This window comes from Arthrobacter sp. 01T419, from assembly GCF_056398865.1.
In genome coordinates, this window is sequence record NZ_JBFTQF010000005.1 from 431,997 (window position 1) to 451,416 (window position 19,420).

The 19,420-nt window shown below is 62.5% G+C and carries 19 protein-coding genes and 2 pseudogenes; 12 read left to right on the top strand and 9 right to left on the bottom strand.

Translation table 11 applies throughout. The annotated features are described in order from the left end of the window. Positions 1 to 12: 12 nt before the first annotated feature. The 5 genes from pgsA to AC1DLO_RS11060 form a co-directional block, all read right to left on the bottom strand. Complete coding sequence (gene pgsA, locus AC1DLO_RS11040; protein WP_476889775.1) at positions 13 to 642, bottom strand: phosphatidylinositol phosphate synthase; 630 nt, start codon at positions 640 to 642, stop codon at positions 13 to 15. Continuing rightward, complete coding sequence (locus tag AC1DLO_RS11045) at positions 635 to 1,243, bottom strand: HIT family protein (protein WP_476889776.1); 609 nt, start codon at positions 1,241 to 1,243, stop codon at positions 635 to 637. Before AC1DLO_RS11045 ends, pgsA begins: the two co-directional genes overlap by 8 nt. A 28-nt stretch (positions 1,244 to 1,271) precedes the next feature. Beyond that, on the bottom strand, positions 1,272 to 3,281 hold the full coding sequence (thrS, locus tag AC1DLO_RS11050) for a threonine--tRNA ligase (RefSeq protein WP_476889777.1): 2,010 nt from the start codon (positions 3,279 to 3,281) through the stop codon (positions 1,272 to 1,274). Between the two features lie 277 nt (positions 3,282 to 3,558). Then, positions 3,559 to 3,840, bottom strand: a complete 282-nt coding sequence (locus tag AC1DLO_RS11055; RefSeq protein WP_184734972.1) for a YegP family protein — start codon at positions 3,838 to 3,840, stop codon at positions 3,559 to 3,561. Between the two features lie 117 nt (positions 3,841 to 3,957). Beyond that, complete coding sequence (locus AC1DLO_RS11060; RefSeq protein ID WP_476889778.1) at positions 3,958 to 5,556, bottom strand: S53 family peptidase; 1,599 nt, start codon at positions 5,554 to 5,556, stop codon at positions 3,958 to 3,960. A gap of 173 nt (positions 5,557 to 5,729) precedes the next feature. Here AC1DLO_RS11060 and gad point away from each other — a divergent pair, with 173 nt between their 5' ends. The 4 genes from gad (at position 5,730) to AC1DLO_RS11080 (ending at position 9,231) form a co-directional block, all read left to right on the top strand. Further along, a complete protein-coding gene (gene gad, locus AC1DLO_RS11065) occupies positions 5,730 to 7,130 on the top strand; it encodes a glutamate decarboxylase (protein ID WP_476889822.1) in 1,401 nt (466 codons plus the stop codon). Between the two features lie 26 nt (positions 7,131 to 7,156). After that, positions 7,157 to 8,023 (top strand): class II glutamine amidotransferase, encoded by an 867-nt coding sequence (locus AC1DLO_RS11070; RefSeq protein ID WP_476889779.1) that lies wholly within the window; start codon positions 7,157 to 7,159, stop codon positions 8,021 to 8,023. 88 nt (positions 8,024 to 8,111) lie between these two features. After that, positions 8,112 to 8,264 (top strand): hypothetical protein, encoded by a 153-nt coding sequence (locus AC1DLO_RS11075; protein WP_172465612.1) that lies wholly within the window; start codon positions 8,112 to 8,114, stop codon positions 8,262 to 8,264. 76 nt (positions 8,265 to 8,340) lie between these two features. Next, a complete protein-coding gene (locus tag AC1DLO_RS11080; RefSeq protein WP_476889780.1) occupies positions 8,341 to 9,231 on the top strand; it encodes a helix-turn-helix transcriptional regulator in 891 nt (296 codons plus the stop codon). A 49-nt stretch (positions 9,232 to 9,280) separates the two neighbouring features. Here AC1DLO_RS11080 and AC1DLO_RS11085 read toward each other — a convergent pair whose 3' ends face one another. From AC1DLO_RS11085 to AC1DLO_RS11095, 3 genes and pseudogenes are all read right to left on the bottom strand, one after another. Beyond that, positions 9,281 to 9,667, bottom strand: coding sequence for a hypothetical protein (locus tag AC1DLO_RS11085; RefSeq protein WP_476889781.1), 387 nt, complete (start codon positions 9,665 to 9,667; stop codon positions 9,281 to 9,283). 228 nt (positions 9,668 to 9,895) lie between these two features. Then, positions 9,896 to 10,876 carry a cation diffusion facilitator family transporter gene (locus tag AC1DLO_RS11090; RefSeq protein WP_476889823.1) on the bottom strand — a complete coding sequence of 327 codons (981 nt, stop codon included), beginning with the start codon at positions 10,874 to 10,876 and terminating at the stop codon, positions 9,896 to 9,898. 80 nt (positions 10,877 to 10,956) lie between these two features. Continuing rightward, positions 10,957 to 11,636, bottom strand: a pseudogene (locus tag AC1DLO_RS11095) (DUF72 domain-containing protein). Positions 11,637 to 11,824: 188 nt separating this feature from the next. Between AC1DLO_RS11095 and AC1DLO_RS11100 the strand changes: the two are divergent. From AC1DLO_RS11100 to AC1DLO_RS11135, 8 genes and pseudogenes are all read left to right on the top strand, one after another. After that, positions 11,825 to 12,067 (top strand): hypothetical protein, encoded by a 243-nt coding sequence (locus AC1DLO_RS11100; protein WP_476889782.1) that lies wholly within the window; start codon positions 11,825 to 11,827, stop codon positions 12,065 to 12,067. After that, positions 12,064 to 12,612 (top strand): DUF6328 family protein, encoded by a 549-nt coding sequence (locus AC1DLO_RS11105; protein WP_476889783.1) that lies wholly within the window; start codon positions 12,064 to 12,066, stop codon positions 12,610 to 12,612. Before AC1DLO_RS11100 ends, AC1DLO_RS11105 begins: the two co-directional genes overlap by 4 nt. A gap of 159 nt (positions 12,613 to 12,771) precedes the next feature. After that, positions 12,772 to 13,218: pseudogene (locus AC1DLO_RS11110) on the top strand (SDR family NAD(P)-dependent oxidoreductase); the annotation flags it as partial. A gap of 247 nt (positions 13,219 to 13,465) precedes the next feature. Beyond that, a complete protein-coding gene (locus AC1DLO_RS11115; protein WP_476889784.1) occupies positions 13,466 to 14,182 on the top strand; it encodes an SRPBCC family protein in 717 nt (238 codons plus the stop codon). Between the two features lie 434 nt (positions 14,183 to 14,616). Further along, entirely contained in the window at positions 14,617 to 14,883 is a 267-nt protein-coding gene (locus AC1DLO_RS11120; RefSeq protein ID WP_476889824.1) for a GlsB/YeaQ/YmgE family stress response membrane protein, read from the top strand. 178 nt (positions 14,884 to 15,061) lie between these two features. Further along, entirely contained in the window at positions 15,062 to 16,954 is a 1,893-nt protein-coding gene (locus AC1DLO_RS11125) for a transketolase (protein ID WP_476889785.1), read from the top strand. Positions 16,955 to 17,357: 403 nt separating this feature from the next. Continuing rightward, positions 17,358 to 17,606 (top strand): hypothetical protein, encoded by a 249-nt coding sequence (locus AC1DLO_RS11130; RefSeq protein ID WP_476889786.1) that lies wholly within the window; start codon positions 17,358 to 17,360, stop codon positions 17,604 to 17,606. A gap of 204 nt (positions 17,607 to 17,810) precedes the next feature. Next, a complete protein-coding gene (locus AC1DLO_RS11135; protein WP_476889787.1) occupies positions 17,811 to 18,158 on the top strand; it encodes a YegP family protein in 348 nt (115 codons plus the stop codon). Positions 18,159 to 18,326: 168 nt separating this feature from the next. Here AC1DLO_RS11135 and ligD read toward each other — a convergent pair whose 3' ends face one another. Continuing rightward, entirely contained in the window at positions 18,327 to 19,349 is a 1,023-nt protein-coding gene (ligD, locus tag AC1DLO_RS11140) for a non-homologous end-joining DNA ligase (protein ID WP_476889788.1), read from the bottom strand. Positions 19,350 to 19,420 lie beyond the last annotated feature (71 nt).

Consider the following 19,420-nt stretch of genomic DNA (forward strand, 5'->3'; position numbering starts at 1 on the left):
GCCGCACACCGCCTAGGCCGGAGTCCCGCCGTCGACGTCTGCCAAGGCCTGCGCGCGGACAGCTGCCATCCTCTGGATGACCGTGACGCCCGTAGCCGCGGCGAGCACCACGAGGGTCACCAGCAACACGACCGGAGGTAGCCCCAGGCCGGTCAGGCCGGTGACGAGCAGCACCGAGATGAGCCGCTCGGCACGCTCGGCGATTCCCACATTGGCGTAGAAGCCCAGAGATTCAGCCTTGGCGCGGGCGTACGAAACCACCATCCCGAGCACCAGGCAGGCCAGGGACGCGATAGCAATCGCGCTGTTACCGCCGCCCGTGAAGAACCAAATGGCGACGCCGGCAAAAATGGCGCCGTCGGCCAGCCGGTCTAGCGTGGAGTCGAGGAAGTTTCCCCAAGGGCCGCTGCGGCCCTGCTCCCTCGCCATGATGCCGTCCACGACGTCGGACAAAGCGAAGACCGCGATCAGCAGCGAACCCCACCAGAGCTGACCCATCGGGTAGAGAATCAGGGCACCGAGCACTACCCCAACGGTCCCGACGACGGTAATCGTGTCGGGCGAGACCCCCACTTTGAGCAGGAACCGGGCAAGGGGCGAGAACAGCCCGGTGAAAAACCCGCGGGCGTGCCGATTAAGCATCCGTCTCCCCGGACAGATCCGACTCTTCCGGCCAGGCGTCGGCTACCTGCTGGCGAACCTCGTCAAGGGTCTGCGTGATGGCCTTCGTCTGGGCGATGATGGGGAAGAAGTTTCCGTCCCCACCCCAGCGCGGAACCACATGCTGGTGTAGATGAGCGGCGATTCCAGCCCCGCCGGCCACACCCTGGTTCATGCCCAGGTTGAAGCCGGCCGGGTTGGCCACCTTGCGCAGCACACGCATTGCGGTCTGCGTGAGCTCCGCCATTTCAGCCGTTTCCTCCACAGTGATGTCCGTGTAGTCCGGTACATGCCGGTATGGGCACACGAGAAGATGGCCGGGGTTGTACGGAAACAGGTTGAGCACCACGTAACACGTCTTGCCGCGGTGCACGATCAGGGAATCCTCGTCTGTGCGGCTTGGAGCCACGCAGAACGGGCAATCGTCCTGATTCTTGAACTGGTTCGGCCCGCCCTTGATGTAGGCCATCCGGTGCGGAGTCCACAGGCGCTGGAAGGCGTCAGGAACACCTGCCAGGCCGAAGTCGTCGGTCACTTCGGCATCGCCCGGATAGTCAGCTGTCACGCCCGTGTTCTCCTGCACTATTCCCGCCCCCGGGTTGCCCGGCTCGTCAGCTCTCGCGGTTCTTGACGGCGTCCACAATCCTACGGACGGCCTCGGCAACGGGCACCCCGTTGTCCTGGCTGCCATCACGGAAGCGGAACGACACCGCACCGGCCTCCGCGTCCTCTCCACCGGCAATCAGGACAAAGGGAATCTTGTCCTTGCTCGCGGTGCGGATCTTCTTCGGGAAGCGGTCCGAGGAAATGTCTACCTCGGCACGGATGCCCGCGGCCTTGAGCTGGTCCACGACGTCGAACATGTAGTCGTTGAATGCCTCCGCCACCGGAATGCCGACAACCTGTACCGGCGCGAGCCAGGCCGGGAAGGCCCCTGCGTAGTGTTCGGTGAGGACACCCATGAAGCGCTCCACCGAGCCGAATAGGGCACGGTGGATCATCACCGGACGCTGGCGGGTGCCGTCGGCCGCCTGGAACTCGAGTTCGAAACGCTCAGGCAGGTTGAAGTCCAGCTGGATGGTGGACATCTGCCAGGTACGGCCCAGCGCGTCCTTGGCTTGCACGGAGATCTTCGGGCCGTAGAACGCGGCTCCACCCGGATCCGGAACCAGCTCGAGCCCTGAAGCCTCTGCGACTTCAGCCAGGGTGCGGGTTGCTTCCTCCCAGGCAGTGTCTTCACCAACGAACTTGTCTTCGTTCTTGGTGGACAGTTCAAGGTAGAAATCGTCCAGCCCGTAGTCCTTGAGCAGGCCGAGGACAAAGTTCAGGGTTGTGGTGAGTTCGTCCTTCATCTGCTCGCGGGTGCAGTAGATGTGGGCGTCGTCTTGTGTCATGCCCCGGACGCGGGTCAGTCCGTGCACAACGCCGGACTTCTCGTAGCGATACACAGAGCCGAATTCGAAGAGCCGCAGGGGCAGTTCCCGGTAGGAGCGGCCGCGCGAGCGGAAGATGAGGTTGTGCATGGGGCAGTTCATCGGCTTCAGGTAGTAGTCCTGGCCGGGCTTGCGCACGGTGCCGTCCTCGTTCAGCTCCGCGTCGATGTGCATCGCCGGGAACATGCCTTCCTTGTACCAGTCCAGGTGTCCGGAGACCTCGTAAAGGTGCCCCTTGGTGATGTGCGGGGTGTAGACGAACTCGTATCCCGCATCCACGTGGCGCTGGCGGGAGTAGTCCTCCATGGCCTTGCGGATGATGCCGCCCTTGGGGTGGAACACCGGCAGGCCCGATCCCAGCTCGTCCGGGAAGGAGAACAGGTCCAGCTCGGCCCCGAGCTTTCGGTGGTCGCGGCGCTCGGCCTCGGCAATGCGCTCCTGGTAGGCCTTCAGGGCGTCCTTGGTGGGCCAGGCGGTGCCATAGATTCGCTGCAACTGCTGGTTGTTCTGGTTGCCCAGCCAATAGGCCGCCGAGGAGCGGGTCAGGGCGAAGGCATTGGAGATCAGTTTGGTGTTGGGCAAATGCGGTCCGCGGCACAGATCGCACCAGACGCTGTCCCCGCTCTTGCGGTCCACGTTGTCGTAGATGGTGATGTCTCCAGCGCCCACCTCAACGTTGACGCCCTCGCCGGCGTCGGCGGCGTGGTTCTTCTTGCCCAGCAGTTCCAGTTTGTAGGGCTCGCCCTTCATGGCCTCGCGGGCTTCGTCTTCGGTGACGACGCGGCGCACGAACTTCTGGTTCTGGTTGATGATCTTCTGCATCATCTTTTCGAGCTGGCGCAGGTCTTCAGGAGTGAAGGGCTCGGTAACGTCGAAGTCGAAGTAGAAACCGTCAGTGATGTAGGGGCCGATTCCGAGTTTGGCGTCCGGACGCAACTGCTGCACGGCCTGGGCCATGACGTGTGCGGTGGAGTGGCGCAGGACGTTCAGGCCGTCCGGCGAGTCGATGGTGATCCCTTCAACCTGGGCGCCTTCAGGCAGCACCTGGTCAAGGTCCTTGAGTTCGCCGTCGACACGGGCCACGACGACGTCGCGGCGCTCAAAGAAGAGTTCCGCGCCGGTGGTCCCCTCCGTCACCTTGGTCTCTTCGCCATCGACGATGAGGGTGATCTGCTGGGCATCTGACACGGGTGTCTCCTATTCATTGATAAGGCTTCATAGCTTGTGGCGTACGGGGACCACAGCCAGCCATCGTCCATCGTATCCGCTCCGGCGGGGGCCACCAAAGCAAGCGGGGGCGTGCCGTTTCGGGGCATGGAAGGCTCGACGTCGAGCGGATATTTGCCGATGGGTCGCCACAGGGACCGCATTGGGCGCAACTTGGAGTCCGGCGTCACCCATGTCGTCGTTGTGGGCGACGGAAGATGCCCGTGCAGCCCTGACTCACGTGGGCCTTTTTAGACTGTCAGCGGCTAGTGGCTTTCCTCAACTCGTGCGTCCGCCATGCGGGCTGATGGAGGAGATGCAGCCGGTGAACCTGCCGCTCAAGTGAAGGGGTCCACTTTCCGTGGCTCCGGTCCTTAATGAGGGCCGTTCCGGCGATCTCCCTGAGTGTGGATATCCCGCGGACAGCCAACTGCTTGGTGGCGAACGTCGTGGACATCGCGAGAATGTCGCCGTCGCCGTCGCGCAATGCAATCCTGTACCCGTCATCGGGTGCGTCGACCAGCTCAAAGTACCCAGCCATTGTGCAGCCTCCTTTGAATCCTGCGGTAAACCTAGGACACCCCCCAGTCTACCGAGCCACGCCCGCTTGGGCAGTGGCTTTTTGGCGCTACACGCACGGGCATTGGCGCGTCCCCCCTCAGGGCTTGGCCTCCAGCAATGCAAGGAGAGCCTTCCCGTCCGGGCTGCCCAAACCAGTGCACGGATCCCAGCCGGTCCCCGCATGGTAGCTTCCGTTGGTGCCGGTAGTGATGTCGTGGAAGCCCGACGCCGGATGGGTCCCGTTTTGGTAGAGAAGCGGCTGAATCAACCCGAAACGCCTGTTGGTGGCCTGGGCGAGCCGGGCGACCAGCGCGGCCCAGAGTGGTGCCACCGCGCTGGTTCCGCCGATCACCATGTCCTTCCCGTCGACGCGAACCTGGTAGCCGGTCTGCGGGTCGGCGACGCCACTGACATCGGGCACGCCTCGTCCCGGCTTCTTGGGAGCGGGCTTGTGCTTAGCGTGTCCGGTCACGCCCGACTGCCAGGACGGAACGGGAAAAACTTCGCTGTACCCTCCGCCGGTAGCTGAGTTGGGGCCGTCATTCCAAACAGTCTCCGCGCTGATGACACCCGTCGCGGCATTTGCTTGAAGACGAGTTCCGCCGCAGGCCAGCACATGCGGGCTCGACGCCGGGAAATCGGCGTGGTCCTTACTGTCCGTTGCGCCGTCGGCACTGCCGTTGTCCCCCGCTGCCGCTGTCACCGTCACCCCGAGCACCGCGGCGTCCGCCAGGGCCTGGTCGAACGCCGTCCGGGCCTGTGCTGTCCACGCGTCCTCGTTCTGCCCCCAGCTGATGCTGATCGCGGCGGGCGCCGGGCTGGCGTGGGAGGCTGCGACGATCGCGTCCAGGAATCCAGCGTCAGTGTTGGGTGCGAAGTAGACCACAATATTGGCTTTCGGGGCCAAGGCACCCACAACTTCGATGTCGAGTAGGACTTCCCCATCGGCACCGGTCGGATCCTGCCCCGGCTGGTTCGCTCCGCCGTCGATTCCCACTGCGGTAATGGTCGGTGTGGGAATACCGAGTCCCTGGAAATAGGTGTCAAGGTCTTGTTGCCCGAACCCGCCGCCAAGTTCGAGGATGGCCACGGTTTGGCCTGTCCCGTCCGTTCCGTCAGGGAAGTTGTAGATCTTTCCCAGCTGGGGCGGGGTGTAGCTGGTGCCCGTTGCAGCCAGGGGAATGACGCGAAACTGAGCCCGGGCTTGGGGCCGGTCGTCAAGGCCAAGGACTGCGACAACGACGCCGTTGAGGGCGGCGGGGACCTGCAGGCCTCCGGTCCGGTGCCGGTGAGTGACCGCAGTGCCGTCCGGGCTGCGGCTCGTCAGCTCATCCAAGGACGTTCCGAAAACACTGCTCAGCTGCTCCACCGTGCCAGCCAGCCGAATCCTGCGGCTGCCTGCGTCCGACTCGACAACGTCGAGACCCAAGTCGGCAAAAGTGCGGACGGCGAGATCGAGGTCCGCCGCCGATGCGCCATACCGCGAGGCCAGTTCGTCCCGCGAAAGAGGAGCGGACGGAACTTCGGTCAATTCCCCTTGGCGCCGAAGGATGACCGTCGCCTCAATCCGGCGCGATGGGTCTACAGGACCGAGAATGTCCCTGACGCCCGGGGCGGGGGCCCTTTCTGATCCAGGCAGTGGGACGCTTCGCGTTCCCACCGGCTGGCCGCCTTCCGGGGTGTCCTGCATCGACATTGTTGCCTCCTACGATCGCGGTGACAGAGCTACGTCCCCTGCGATTATGCCCCTACAGCCTCTTTGGCACCATGCCTTGGGGCTTGGGGGCGGCGACCACCCGCGGTAGCGTGGCCTTGGCAGGCCGTGGCACCGCCCACGGCGAGCGCCGTGGCGAGTCAAAGGAGCGAACCATCAACAGGTCACACCGAACATCAGCCCATGAACCCGAGACTGCAGTTGAGCTGAATCCGGTGTTCAGCCGGCCGGGAGAATCGAGCATCTTCCCGCGCTTCACGATTCCGGACGGCGAGTCCTTGCCTTCGACTGCTTACCAAGTTGTCCACGACGAAGCCATGTTGGACGGGAACAGCCGGCTCAACCTCGCGACGTTTGTCGGGACGTGGATGGAACCGGAAGCGTCCAAGCTCTACGCCGAGACATTCGACAATAACATGATCGACAAGGACGAATACCCCCAGACGGCGTTGATCGAGACCCGTTGCTGGCGCATGCTCGCAGATCTGTGGAACGCGCCCGATCCCGCCAAGTCCGTTGGGACTTCAACGATCGGTTCATCGGAGGCGTGCATGCTAGGCGGCCTGGCTTTGAAGCGTCGCTGGCAACACACACGGCGGGCGGCTGGCCTTTCGACGGACAAACCCAACCTGGTCCTCAGCTCTGCCGTGCAGGTGTGCTGGGAAAAGTTCTGCAACTACTGGGACGTGGAAGCCCGGTACGTTCCAGTGTCGAAGGAACACCCGGTGCTTGACGGCTACGAACTGGACAAGTATGTGGACGAGAACACCATTGGCGTTGTGGCCATCATGGGCGTCACCTACACAGGGGCTTATGAACCTGTCGAAAAGATCTCCGAGGCGCTGGACGACATACAGGTACGGCGCGGCCTGGATATTCCGATCCACGTGGACGGCGCATCTGGTGCCATGATTGCCCCTTTCTTACATCCGGAGACTATGTGGGACTTCCGTTTGCCAAGGGTTGCCTCGATCAACACCTCGGGCCACAAGTACGGCTTGGTCTATCCAGGCCTTGGATGGGTCATCTGGCGGGATGAGCAGGCGCTCCCCGAGGATCTGATCTTCCACGTCAGTTACTTGGGTGGGAACATGCCCAGTTTCGCCCTGAACTTCTCGCGCCCCGGCGCTCAGGTGCTCTTGCAGTACTACTTGTTCCTCCGCCTCGGATACGAGGGATACAAATCCGTTCAGTCAACCTCCCAGGACGTGGCGCTGTATCTCTCCAGTGAAATAGGGGCCATGGAGTCATTCACTTTGTGGAGCAACGGATCGGACATCCCGGTCTTTGCCTGGCAACTCGCTGACGGCTACACGGAGAACTGGAACCTTCACCACTTGTCCGAGCGGCTCCGGATGAATGGGTGGCTCGTCCGCGCGTACCCGATGCCCGAGGGACTGAGCGAGATTACTGTCCAGAGGATCGTTGTCCGCAATGGCTTCACGCGCGACCTCGCATCCAGTTTTCTGTCCGATCTCAAAAAGGAGGTTGCCTATTTGGATGGCCTCACCGCGCCAATGCCCGCCGGTGGGCAAACACAGGCGTTCCACCACTAGCCAGCAGCTTTATGCAAGGAGTGCCCATGTGCCGATTGTTCGGTTTGCATGCCGGTTCGCAGCCAGTCCGGGCCACCTTCTGGCTCTTGGACGCACCGGACAGTCTCGCTGACCAGAGCCGGCGCGAGCCCGACGGCGCCGGCATCGGTACCTTTGACGCGGACGGTAACGCCCACGTGGCAAAGCAGCCGCTCGCCGCATGGGAGGACCACGCCTTCGCGCGTGAGGCACGGGTCCTGAAGAGCACGACGTTCCTGGCCCATGTGCGGTATGCCAGCACCGGCGCGCACACCATGGTCAACACCCACCCCTTCGAGCAGGACGGGCGGCTGTTCGCCCACAACGGCACCTTCGCCGATCTTGAACGGCTGGATCATCGGTTGGCTGAATTCGGAGTTGCGGATCTGGTGCAGGGTCAGACCGACAGCGAGCGCCTCTTCGCGCTAATCACGGCCGAGAGCCGACGTGCAGACGGCAACGTCGGGAAAGGCATCACCCAGGCGATCAGCTGGATCGCCACCGAGCTTCCATTGTTCAGCCTGAACTTCATCCTGACGACGGCGACCGAACTGTGGGCGGTCAGGTACCCGGACACGCACGAGCTGCACATTCTGGAACGATTGCCGGCCCGCCCCGACGAGGCAGTTCCCCTCGACGCGCGGAGCTCCCGCATCCGCGCGCACAGCAAGGATCTCTCCCCTTCGGGGCACGTCCTCATCGCCACCGAACCGATGGATGACAACCAGGGGTGGAGTCCGCTGGATGCCGGCGCACTGGTCCACGTCAGTCCGGACCTGGGGGTGACTACCAGCTACCCCTTCCCCGAGGCGCCGAATCATCCGCTTTCGCTGTCCGACCTCTCCCCCTCCGCGGCTGCATCCCAGAAGCCGTGAGCCCGAACATAAGGCACCCCTCGGCGTCTTACCCTGAAGGCCGCGTGTTCAGCGCGTCCGCGCGCCCCGCCGCACATAAGATCGAACCATGACCGCTGAAGTCGAATCCGAAACCGCCTTCGTCCCGGCCGTGCAACTGGACGGGCAGATGAGCATCAACGACGTCCTGCTTGAATTGGGGCGGGAGCCCGTGGTGTACCCGTCCGCGAACGCCGACGCCGGCGACTTCCACATTTTCTAGACGTCGGAAGCCTTTGCCGATAGAGGTACGGGCAGGGACTCCCTCAACGCGCACGATCGTAACTATCGTTGATCGCATGGACAATCGGAATGACGTTCGCGATTTTCTCGCCTCCCGGCGCGCGAAGCTCACGCCCGATCAGGCGGGGGTACCGGCGTCGGGCGGCAATCGGCGAGTACCCGGACTTCGCCGCGGCGAAGTCGCGACCATGGCCGGAGTAAGCGTTGAGTATTACACGCGGCTCGAACGCGGAAACCTTGCCGGAGTGTCCGAAAGCGTCCTGGAAGCACTGGCCCGGGCTCTGCAACTTGACGAGGCCGAGCGTGCGCACTTGTTCGATCTGGCCCGCACCGCCGGAACAAGCAAGCGACAGCGGCGAACGGCACCGCAACACGTCCGGCCGAGCGTCCAGTTTGCCCTCGACGCCATCACCGACGCGCCGGCACTTGTTCGCAACGCGCGCATGGACATCCTCGCCGCCAACAGGCTCGGCCATGCCTTGCACTCAGAGATGTACGTCAATCCAGCCCGGCCGGCGAACTACGCTCGCTTCATCTTCCTTGATGAAGAGCGAGCGCGGCGGTTCTTCCCGGACTGGGAACTTGCAGCCAACAACATGGTGGCCATCCTTCGGACCGAGGCAGGCCGGGACCCATTCGACCGCGGTCTGAGCGACCTCGTTGGAGAGCTCTCCACCCGCAGCGACGAATTCCGGATCCGATGGGCCGCACACAACGTGCGCCGCCACTACAGCGGATTCAAGCATTTCCACCACCCCGTGGTGGGCGAACTCCGTCTGCTGTTCGAAGCGATGGAGCTCTCAGCGGACACCGGCCTCTCGCTGTTCATCTATCCGGCAGAACCTGGCTCGCCCTCTGCAGACGCACTGCGCCTCCTCGCGAGTTGGGCCGCCACCCAGGAACTGGCAGAACAACCTCAAACCACACCTACGGCCGGGGGCGCGTGACCGCTGCCTAAAGCGTCGATCAGACCGCGGCCTATCGGCTGTTCAGGCCTTATTCGTCGCTTTCGTCGTCGTGCCTGTCGGAGGACGTATCACGCCTATCCGATGGATTGCCGCCATCAGGGTCGAGGGCTTCCGCGCGCCGGAGCCTGTCTTGCGAGACTTCGTTGGCTCGCTCGGAAGCCTTTTGCTTCTCCATGGCCTCCTTGTGCAGCCGTTCCGCCTCGTTCTCCGCCCGGGCAGCGTCGGCCTCTGCGCGGGCAGCCTCGGCGCTGCGCTCGTGTGCTCCGAGGGCGTCGGTGCGGGCTCGTTCGCGGAGTTCCGCGGCACGCTTGCGGTCAACCGCGTTCTTTGCACGGCGACCAAAAACCACGACGGCGACCACCAGTGCGATAACCACGATCGCCACAACGATCCAGATCCATTGTTGCCCGTCCATTTCCAGCCTTCCTCGACGTTGACTGCGTTGTCCTCGGCCCGGCACCGATTCCCGTTCCCCCTGACGTCCATGGCGCGCGGCTGGCCGCCAAGGATCCGTCCTCGGTCAGGCCGCGGATGTTGGTTTCTTGAGTCAACATCCTTGTGTACAGCGTGGCGCGAGTGGCGTGTACCTGTTTTTCAACGCAGGAAGGGGTCACCCCGGAAGCGGCTATTGCCGGAGGTGCTGTTACCTGGTGGTTTTCGGGCGAACACCAGTCTCAAACGTCAACGCTGGTTCGTCTGCAGTAGCGAGGGTCAACACTGCCTCCTCCACTGTCTCGTGGTCCTCGAGTTCACGCTCCACACGGCGCAGGGCCACGGCTACCTCATGCTCGCGGAGATCTCCCTTGATATCCACGGCTGCCACCAAGTAGAGCTTGCGTGGCCCGACAAATTCCAAATGCAAGTACGTCAGACGCTCGATCTCCGTGTGTTCCAATAACCGGAGCGCCATGGACTTTTCAAGCTCCGGGGTGACGCCTTGACCCACGAGGAACCTACGATTGCGATCAATCAGCACCACCGCGATAGCACCGAGAAGAATGCCGACGAAAATGGATCCGAGAGCGTCCGGCAACGGTGATCCGGTGAGTTGGTGCAAGAAGACACCTATGAACGCGATGACCAGGCCTATCAACGCGGCACCGTCTTCCGCGAAGACGGCGCGCATCGTGGGATCCGAACTCTTCAGCACCTGCTCCAAAGTATGGCGTTCGAGCCGTTTTGCCGACTCGCGGGCCTGCCGGAATGCCTGAATAAACGAGGCTCCTTCCAGCACGAAAGCGATGGCGAGGACAACATAAGCGACCGGGAAGTCACCCGCCGGTTCCGGCGCGAAAACCTGTTGGATGCCGTGCATCAGGGATACCACGGCACCCGCGGTGAACAAGCCAAAGGCGGCGAACATCGACCACACGTACGCTTCCCTGCCATAGCCCATCGGATGGGCTACGTCCCGCTGTTTCGAAGATCTCCTCTCAGCAATTAGCAAGAAGACTTGGTTTCCGGTGTCAGCCCAGGAGTGGGCAGACTCGGCGATCATGGATGCGGACCCGGTAATCACGGCAGCAAATGTCTTTGCCGTGGCGACAAGAAGATTTGCCGCAAAGGCCAAGATCACCGTCATCAGTGATGAAGATGACATCTCGACCTTCTTGGTTTGGCCCATGAAATCCACCGTACCCAACAACTGCCCGAAACGGTCCATGGTTCATCCCTCCAAGTGGCATGAGACCACCGAACCCGGAGCTAACTGTTGCCGAGGAATGCGCAGAGAGTCTGGGCATTACGGACCGCGTTCCCGCCGCCATCGTTGTTGAAGTAGACGAAGACATCCTTGCCCGCTGCCTCCCATTCAACAATCCGTTCCGCCCACCAGCGCAGGTCCTGCTCGGAGTACGAACCGCCGTAAAGGTTGTGGCGGTCCGGTCCGTGCATCCTGACATAGACGAACGGCGCTGTGGCACGTAGTACGCAAGGGAGTTGAGCCCCGCTCATGACGCAGTACGCCATGTGGCGGTGCTCGAGCATGGCGTAAACCGCGCCGTCGTGCCAACTATCATGGCGGAATTCGACGGCGACCTCTATCCACTCGGGGATCAGGTCAAGGAAATAGGCCAAGCGTGCGTCGTCGCGTTCCATGTCGGGAGGAAGTTGGACCAGCAGCACACCACGCCTCGCCCCAAGTTCGTGCCACGCCGACTTGATCCATTCGACCCAGGCTTCCGGGGCGTGGAGACGCTTTCCGTGGGTCAGGCCACGGGGAGCCTTGACCGAGAGCAGGAACCCTCCAGGTAGCCGTTGCCGCCAGCTGGCAAAAGATGCTTCGCGTGCCAGCGATAGAAACTGGCGTTGAGTTCAACGGTGTCGAACTGCTCGACATAGTATCCGAGCCTGTTGCGCGAGGGAGTTCCCGCTGCGTAGAGCACGTCCTCCCAGTGGACTTAACTCCACCCCGACGTCCCTATGTGAGTTTCCACCCCGCCTCCATCCACCGGGTGCCGCTTCCGATCCTAGACAGTGGACACTGACCGGACGCACAACGAGGACGACGGCGACAGTCGCCGATGGCGGTCGACCCGGAGCCTATTGTCAATGCCACTTTATAAGTAAGCTGATGATATCCGGGATTGATGAGAGGTTGGTCGAAGGGCAGATGCGATTGGGGTCGATTATCGGGCTGATCGTGGTGATCTGGCTCGTCATAGGAGCGGTAGCCGCCGGCCAGCGTGGCTACTTCAATGCGGTTCCCGCGCAGTGTTCCCAGTTCGCGACGATTACTTTGAACATCGTTGCCGGTCCACTGAATTACATGGGATTGAACCCTGCGGCAGGTTGCGAGCTGCCGAAGCCATCATGACCCAGTCGGAGGATCCGTTGCCGCCCGTGCCGCAGGGCGACACTCGACATGAGTCGAAGGACCAGCGGATGGACCGCAACTGGAACGAACTGCTCCAAGAACTGCGTGTGCTGCAGACCGGCGTCCAGATTATCGGAGGCTTTCTGCTGACTCTTCCATTCCAGCAGCGATTTGGCACCTTGACCGAGCTGGAAAAGTGGTTGTACCTGGTGTTGGTGGTCCTCGCAACAATGACTACCGGACTGATGCTGGTGCCGGTCAGCCTGCATCGCAGGCTCTTCCAGCACCACGTCAAATCGCGCCTGGTGGCCGCAGGGGACAAAATCGTCAAGTCCGTCCTTGCCTGCGTCGCCCTGCTGATCGCGGGATGCGCGGGGCTAATCTTCAGCGTTGTCCTCGGTCCGGAAGCGGGCACTGCTGCTGGCGCCGGCATCCTCCTGGCCCTCGCGGCGCTGGTGCTGCTATACCCCCTGCTGTCCTGGTCTCCCAAGTACAGCCGACTGGAACCAAAATCAGGCGCGGGCCCCGATAACCGGAATCCCTGATTCGGGAGCTGGAAATCGGGCCGATCCAAGCCTGCGTCGATCGACATAGTAAGTTTACTGATCAATTTTCCCGAATCCATGGACAGAGTCCGCCCGGGCTACTAGTTTCGATGTCGTAGCAGCTGACGCGAAGGATGAAAGCCGACGAAGAAGGTGATCATGAACCAGCCAGAATCGCAGCAAGCTGGAGTGGAACAGGCCGATATCGCCCAGTTTTCCCCGCCGAAGGATCCACGTTCTGGCTACCACTCGGGACCCTTCCCCCAGCAGGAACAGAAGCAGCCGGGGCTGACCGGCCTGATGGATCCGGCTCCGGACCACGGCGAGCATTCCTACGCGGGCCACGGCCGCTTGACGCACAAGGCAGCCCTCATCACAGGGGGTGACTCCGGGATCGGAGCAGCCGTGGGGATCGCCTTCGCCAGGGAAGGCGCGGACGTTGCGTTCTCCCACTTACCGGAAGAAGCCGAGGACGCCCGGAACACGACGGATTGGATCCGGAAGGCGGGAACCAGGGCCTTGCCCCTCCCGGGCGACGCCCGGTCCGAAGAATTCTGCCAATCCATCGTGGAACGCGCCGTTGACGAATTCGGTCGGCTGGACATCGGAAAGGACGACATGGACATGGACCAAGAGCACTCAGCCGAGGAAGAGGTAGCAGGAGGCTATGGAACTCCTACGCCGGAACAAGAAACAGCAGGACCCGGCGACCAGAAGGCGAAACCCCAGGACAGCGAAAGCGGATCGACATCGGAAGCGGTCAGCGACGGTTTGGCCTCTGCACCGTCAGCCGATGCCGAATTGGACGAGTCGAATACCGGATCAACCGAGGACAACCCAAAGGAGCATGAACATGGCTACCGTTAACCAAGCAATTGATGTGGAAGTGCCCGTATCAGTGGCATACAACCAGTGGACCCAGTTCGAGACTTTCCCGGAATTCATGAAGGGCGTTGAGTCGGTCCAACAGATCGACGATACCGCGTTGCATTTCTCCACCAACGTCGGCGGCGTCAAGCGCGACTATAACGCCCAAATCCTGGAGCAGGTTCCGGATTCGCTAGTCAGCTGGGCAAGTATTGACGGTCCCCGGAACGCAGGCTCTGTACGCTTCGAACCTCTGGGCCCGGATCGCACCCGAGTCAATGTTGAGATCGAATGGGAGCCGGAGAATTTCGCCGAGAAGACCGGCGCGCTCGTCGGCATCGACGACTTGAGGGTTTCTGCCGATCTGGACAAGTTCAAGAAGTTCATCGAGGCACGGGGCCAGGAAACGGGCGCCTGGCGAGGCACGGTGGCCAGTGGCGACGTCGATGACAGCGGGGAGGCGTCCGGCGTCGAGACCACCTCCGAACTACCACCCATCGACCCTGATCTGACGGCGCCCGCCGCCGCAAACGAGGACCCGCGCGTCGGCCAGTACACCGAGGGCGACTACGGTGCGGAAAGGGTCCCGGATGTCCCCATTGAAGGGATCCAGGGCGACTACACCACAGAGGAGCCGCCCACTGTTCCCGCCGACGATCGGGATGTTGAGCGGCGCGATATCGAGACCAAGCCGGGTACATAGGCCGAAATACCGTCAGGGCCGGCTAGCGAACGGGCCGGCTCTGACGCTAGCCCGGCTTTGATCCATTCACGATTCGAGGAGCAAACAATGAGCGAATTCCCTCCCGATCCAACGCGAGACCCGGATCCCACCAGGGAACCCGGCCCAACCCCAACACCGGAGCCGGTGCCGCTGCCTGAGCCGGGGCCAACTCCCGTCCCGACCCCGGGCCCCGAACCCCAACCAGGGCCTCACCCGGGAAGCCCCGAGCCGGTTCCCCTGCCTGAGCCAGGCCCTTCCCCGGTCCCCGATCCGGACCCGGGCTTGCCCTTCCCGCCTACCCACCCTCTGGGAGAACCGCCCCGCACGATCGAGTAGGCCATTCGGGAATCACTCTGGTCCGGGTAATTTCGACAACCAATTGGTGAATTTCTCTTCAAGGAAGCGAGAAAGTGATGGGATTTTTAGGATTTCTTTTGCTGGGACTCATCGCGGGTGCAATTGCCAAATTGCTGATTCCCGGCAGGCAAGGCGGCGGCTTGTTGATCACCATGCTTTTGGGGGTCGTGGGCGCCATCCTCGGCGGGTGGATAGGCGGCCTGATTTTCGGTGGCGGCCTCCAGGAATTCTTCTCGGTACGGACTTGGCTGCTCGCCATCGGTGGCTCGGTAGTAGTACTGCTGATTTATGGCGCAATCAGCGGCAGGAAGAGCCGGACGTAGCCCTGTGTCCAGAGGAGTTCCTTGATAAGAATGGGGACACCGAAGAGTCGTACTGAAGGGCCCTGCGGTTAGAGGAAGCACAGGGAGTCTCAGCACTTGGGCTCTCCCGCGGGGCGAATAAGTCGCGGCGAATAGTCAGGACAAAACGGCCGCCCTGAGTGTATGGAAGGCAACTGACGTGACAAAAGATCCAAGAATATCCCCTGCGCCTCTGGAGACCGGAGAAGCCGATTTCGTCAGGTCCCTGGCCACGCAACTTCGGGTGGACTCCATCAGGTGCAGCACTCGTGCCGGCTCAGGCCACCCCACCTCGTCTTTGTCGGCCGCGGATCTCATGGCCGTCCTCCTCACGCGGCACTTACGTTACGACTGGAATCGCCCGTCTTTGCCGAACAATGACCACCTGATCTTCTCGAAGGGGCACGCTTCCCCGCTCCTCTACTCGATGTACCGGGCCGTTGGTGTTGTCGATGAAGATGAGCTGCTCAACACATATCGCCGGTTTGGTGCCCGGCTTCAGGGCCACCCGACTCCGGTTCTGCCTTGGGTCGAGGTGGCTACCGGCTCGCTGGGACAAGGACTGCCGGTCGCAGTCGGGGTAAGCCTCGCAGGGCGTTACCTGGACAAGCTGCCCTTCCATACCTGGGTGTTGTGCGGAGACAGCGAACTGGCTGAAGGGTCCATCTGGGAGGCCCTCGACAAGGCGGCCTACTACAAGCTCGGCAACCTCACCGCCGTCGTAGACGTCAACCGGCTTGGCCAGGACGGCCCTACCGAACTTCAGTGGGATATGGAGGCCTACGCCAGGCGGGTTGAGGCTTTCGGGGCACGGGCAATCATCATCGACGGTCATGACCTTGGCCAGATCGACGACGCCCTGAGCCGGGCCCGGAGCGAGCCTGACAAACCGACGGTCATTCTGGCCAAGACGATCAAGGGCAAAGGGGTACCTGAGATCGAAGACCAGAACGGCTGGCACGGCAAGGCGCTCCCGGCGGACATGGCCGAGAAAGCCATAGCGGGCCTTGGAGGGCCAAGCAGCGTCCACGTGACCACCCGTCTTCCGGAGTCCGGCACACCGGCAATCACGGCGGACGCCCAGGCTACAGTCACGCTTCCACACTGGAACGTTGGCGAAAAAGTCGCCACCAGGGCCGCCTTCGGCGCCGCCGTGTCAGCGCTCACGGTCCGCCCCGAAGTGGTGGTCCTCGACGGGGAGGTGGGAAACTCAACACATGCCGGCGACTTCAAGGAGGCAGCCCCGGAACGGTACTTCGAAATCTTCATCGCCGAGCAGCAGCTCGTTGCCGCAGCCATCGGCCTTTCGGTGCGCGGATATGTGGCTTTCGCTTCAAGTTTCGCTGCGTTCCTGGTTTCGCGTCCGTTCGACTTCATCCGGATGGCGGGGGTCTCTGAGGTGAGCATCCGTCTCGTCGGCACGCACGCCGGTGTAGAAATCGGGCAGGACGGTCCTTCGCAAATGGCCCTGGAGGACATTGCCGCCATGCGGGCGGTGCACGGTTCCACGGTGCTGTACCCGGCCGACGCCCCGTCCACAGCGCAACTCGTGAGCGCCATGGCAGACAACCCCGGAATCTCCTACCTGCGTGCCACTCGTGGAGCCTATCCAGTGATTTACGGTCCGGACGAACAATTTCCCCTTGGCGGAAGCAAGGTCCACGGAGCCGGCCCGGACGACCAGGTGGCGCTCATCGGCGCCGGCGTCACACTCCACGAATGCCTCGCAGCGGCCGAGCAACTGGCCCAGTCGGGAATCAAAGCCCGCGTGATCGACCTTTACTCCGTCAAGCCGATCGACGTCGACACCCTGCGCCGGACGTGCCTCGAAACCGATGGTCGGATTGTTGTCGCAGAGGACCACTACGCCCAAGGCGGCATTGGTTCGGCCGTCGTCGAAGCCCTCGCGAGTGCCAACACTCCCAAGCTCCATCTGGCACTGCTTGCCGTAAGGGAACTTCCGGGTTCCGGCGAACCCAAGGACTTGCTCAACGCCGCAGGTATTTCCGCACGCCACATCGCTGCTGCTGCGCGCGACCTGGTCATGGACTGACAAGCAACGGTGCGACCGCCAGCGTGGCGCACCCGCACGCCCGCCGTCGTCGTTCCCTGCTCGGATCTAGACTCTCAGGGCGCGCGCCACAGTCGACGACAGCCGCGCCGCCATCCGGCCCAACCCGGGGGACACTCTTGCCCTGGACCATGATTGGTACGAAAGAGCAAATCAAATGCCGCGCGCTATCTCGCCTTCACCGGGCGGGATAGCTGGCGCCCCAAGGAAAGGCCCAGCCATCCGCCATGGGTTTCGCGTCACAAACCGTCGTTTCGAAGCCATATTCATCCTTCTGATCCGCAAGCGATGAACAATCCGGGCGCCCTCATTACCATCTAGAGTGGATGAGGGTGAATTCCGGACTCAGCCGGAACTCGCCGGAATGAAATATCAGGAGCTGGCAGTGTCGGAACCTTTGGAGTCTCAAGACCCGCTTGTCGAACCGGAACCGGTTCTGGTTCCCGGGGACGACAGTGACAGCTTGGCGGGCCTGCGTGAGCAAGCGCAGGACATCATCAGCGAAGTCCTCAGCGGAACCGAGCCGAGCGGCGAACACCTCAGGGCAAAACTCAGGTCCAGCATTGCCCGACACCCCGGGTTCCCGGAACTAGCCCTGCTTGAGCACCTGATGAACCGGGCCAACGGCAATTGACCCGCCCGGGGTTGCACACTTTTTACACAGGGTTTACTCACGCGGTCTTGTTAGCCTCAACGCAGCCAGCACAGACTGAATATCACGTGAAAGACGGTTCACGGTGGTTGTTCAATCAGAGCAGCGGACGCGGAATGCAGTGATGCTCCGTCCCGCTCGTAGTGGAGTCGCTACTGAGCAGGATCCGCAGACCGGGAGGTAGCAGTGGCCGGCATATTTGAAGTGTTTATTGATGGGGAGTCCTTTTTCAGGTTCCGCATCAAATCACCTGACGGAGCGGTCATCGCTGTTTCGGCGCCGTTCGAGGACAAGCCCGCGGTTGTCGCCGGCATCGCCGCTGCGCGGGAGTGTGCAGGTATGGGACTGGTCACCGACCTTTGCCCGGCGGCCGTCGTACGCGAACCCGCCGCGACCGTTCGTCCGAGCGCGGTTCCCCACGGTGCTGGTCCCCAGGCACATCACGAACCGCGGAAGGCCGCAGACGGATTCCGCACCCGCGCCAAGGAACTCCGGCGAGCGTCAGCCGCGCCGAGATGGACCGGCGCGGCGTAAGAGGCCGACAACGTCAGGACCGACGGCGCACTGGGGGACTCACCTGGGTCTCAGCAGGCAAGATGCGCCGCCGGCCGTTTTGGTCCAGCCCTCATTCTTCCACCTTTGTCCCATCGTGACTATCCTCACAATGACGCGTGGCGCCGCACCTTGGGACGGCGTAGTTGGTCAGTCATGCTTGCGCGCTCGACTTGGCTGTACACGCGGTGGTTCACCCGGCATCTTCGGGTAGTCGGGCGGGAACGGCAGCTCCCCGAGCCCGGCCCCGAGATCGCGTTCCCACCATTGAAGCAAGAGGTCAATTTTCCCTGCTTTGGAGTTCATGTCACCCCAAGGGTCCCCCACGGATTTCAGCCTTCCGGGCACGGTGAGGATGGTGAAGGTCTTCGGGTTGGCAGTTTCCAGTTCCTCCCAAGTGATTGGACATGAGACCGGCGCATGAGCGAGCGCGCGCGGGCTGTAGGCGCCTGCTATGGTGCGGTCGCGGTTGGCCTGGTTGAAGTCCACGAACACCCGTTCGCCTCGTTCTTCCTTCCACCAAGCCGTGCTGACCTTGCCCGGCATCCGCCGCTCGAGCTCCCGGGCGGCGGCAATCACGGCATGCCGAACGTCCAGGAACTCATGCGAGGGTTCAATCGGAGCATAGACATGAAGTCCCCGGTTTCCTGAGGTCTTGATAAAGGTGGTCAGCCCGGCCTCCGCAAGCACGTTCTTCAGCTCAAGCGCGGCAGGAATCGCGTCGTCGAAATCTGTTCCGGGCTGCGGGTCCAGGTCGATCCGCAACTGGTCGGGGTTATCGGTGTTTTCGGCGCGTGACGGCCACGGATGGAAGACCACCGTGTTCATTTGGACGGCCCACACGGCCGCGGCTGGCTCGTCGAGGACCAATTGGGGATGCGATCGCGCACTCGGATAGATCACCTTTACCGACCGGACAAAGTCTGGGGTTCCTTTCGGCGGATTCTTGGAGAAGAACTGTTCTCCGTCTATGTTGTCCGAAAAGCGCTGCAGGGAGACCGGCCGGTCCCCGTTCGCCGCTATGAATGCTTCCCCGACATCAGCAATGTAATGGGCGAGGTCCAGCTTGGTCAGGCCCACCTCCGGCCAGAGAACCCGGTTGGGACTGGAGATCCGCATTTCCCGGGAACCGTTCGGCCCGTCAACGTTGAGGGTAGTTGCTTCGGTAGCCATGGGGACAAGTTACCCCAGGGCCGCCCTTGGCGTCAGCACCACAGCGGACCGAATGGACGAGGTCCGGTGGT

Excerpts from the sequence above, each read along its gene's own strand:
- AC1DLO_RS11115 (WP_476889784.1), top strand. The coding sequence starts at position 13,466 with ATGGCTACCGTTAACCAAGCAATTGATGTGGAAGTGCCCGTATCAGTG.
- AC1DLO_RS11105 (WP_476889783.1), top strand. The coding sequence starts at position 12,064 with ATGACCCAGTCGGAGGATCCGTTGCCGCCCGTGCCGCAGGGCGACACT.
- pgsA (WP_476889775.1), bottom strand. The coding sequence starts at position 642 with ATGCTTAATCGGCACGCCCGCGGGTTTTTCACCGGGCTGTTCTCGCCC.
- AC1DLO_RS11060 (WP_476889778.1), bottom strand. The coding sequence starts at position 5,556 with ATGTCGATGCAGGACACCCCGGAAGGCGGCCAGCCGGTGGGAACGCGA.
- ligD (WP_476889788.1), bottom strand. The coding sequence starts at position 19,349 with ATGGCTACCGAAGCAACTACCCTCAACGTTGACGGGCCGAACGGTTCC.
- AC1DLO_RS11055 (WP_184734972.1), bottom strand. The coding sequence starts at position 3,840 with ATGGCTGGGTACTTTGAGCTGGTCGACGCACCCGATGACGGGTACAGG.
- AC1DLO_RS11100 (WP_476889782.1), top strand. The coding sequence starts at position 11,825 with ATGATATCCGGGATTGATGAGAGGTTGGTCGAAGGGCAGATGCGATTG.
- AC1DLO_RS11070 (WP_476889779.1), top strand. The coding sequence starts at position 7,157 with ATGTGCCGATTGTTCGGTTTGCATGCCGGTTCGCAGCCAGTCCGGGCC.
- AC1DLO_RS11120 (WP_476889824.1), top strand. The coding sequence starts at position 14,617 with ATGGGATTTTTAGGATTTCTTTTGCTGGGACTCATCGCGGGTGCAATT.
- AC1DLO_RS11090 (WP_476889823.1), bottom strand. The coding sequence starts at position 10,876 with ATGGGCCAAACCAAGAAGGTCGAGATGTCATCTTCATCACTGATGACG.
- AC1DLO_RS11085 (WP_476889781.1), bottom strand. The coding sequence starts at position 9,667 with ATGGACGGGCAACAATGGATCTGGATCGTTGTGGCGATCGTGGTTATC.
- AC1DLO_RS11075 (WP_172465612.1), top strand. The coding sequence starts at position 8,112 with ATGACCGCTGAAGTCGAATCCGAAACCGCCTTCGTCCCGGCCGTGCAA.
- AC1DLO_RS11080 (WP_476889780.1), top strand. The coding sequence starts at position 8,341 with ATGGACAATCGGAATGACGTTCGCGATTTTCTCGCCTCCCGGCGCGCG.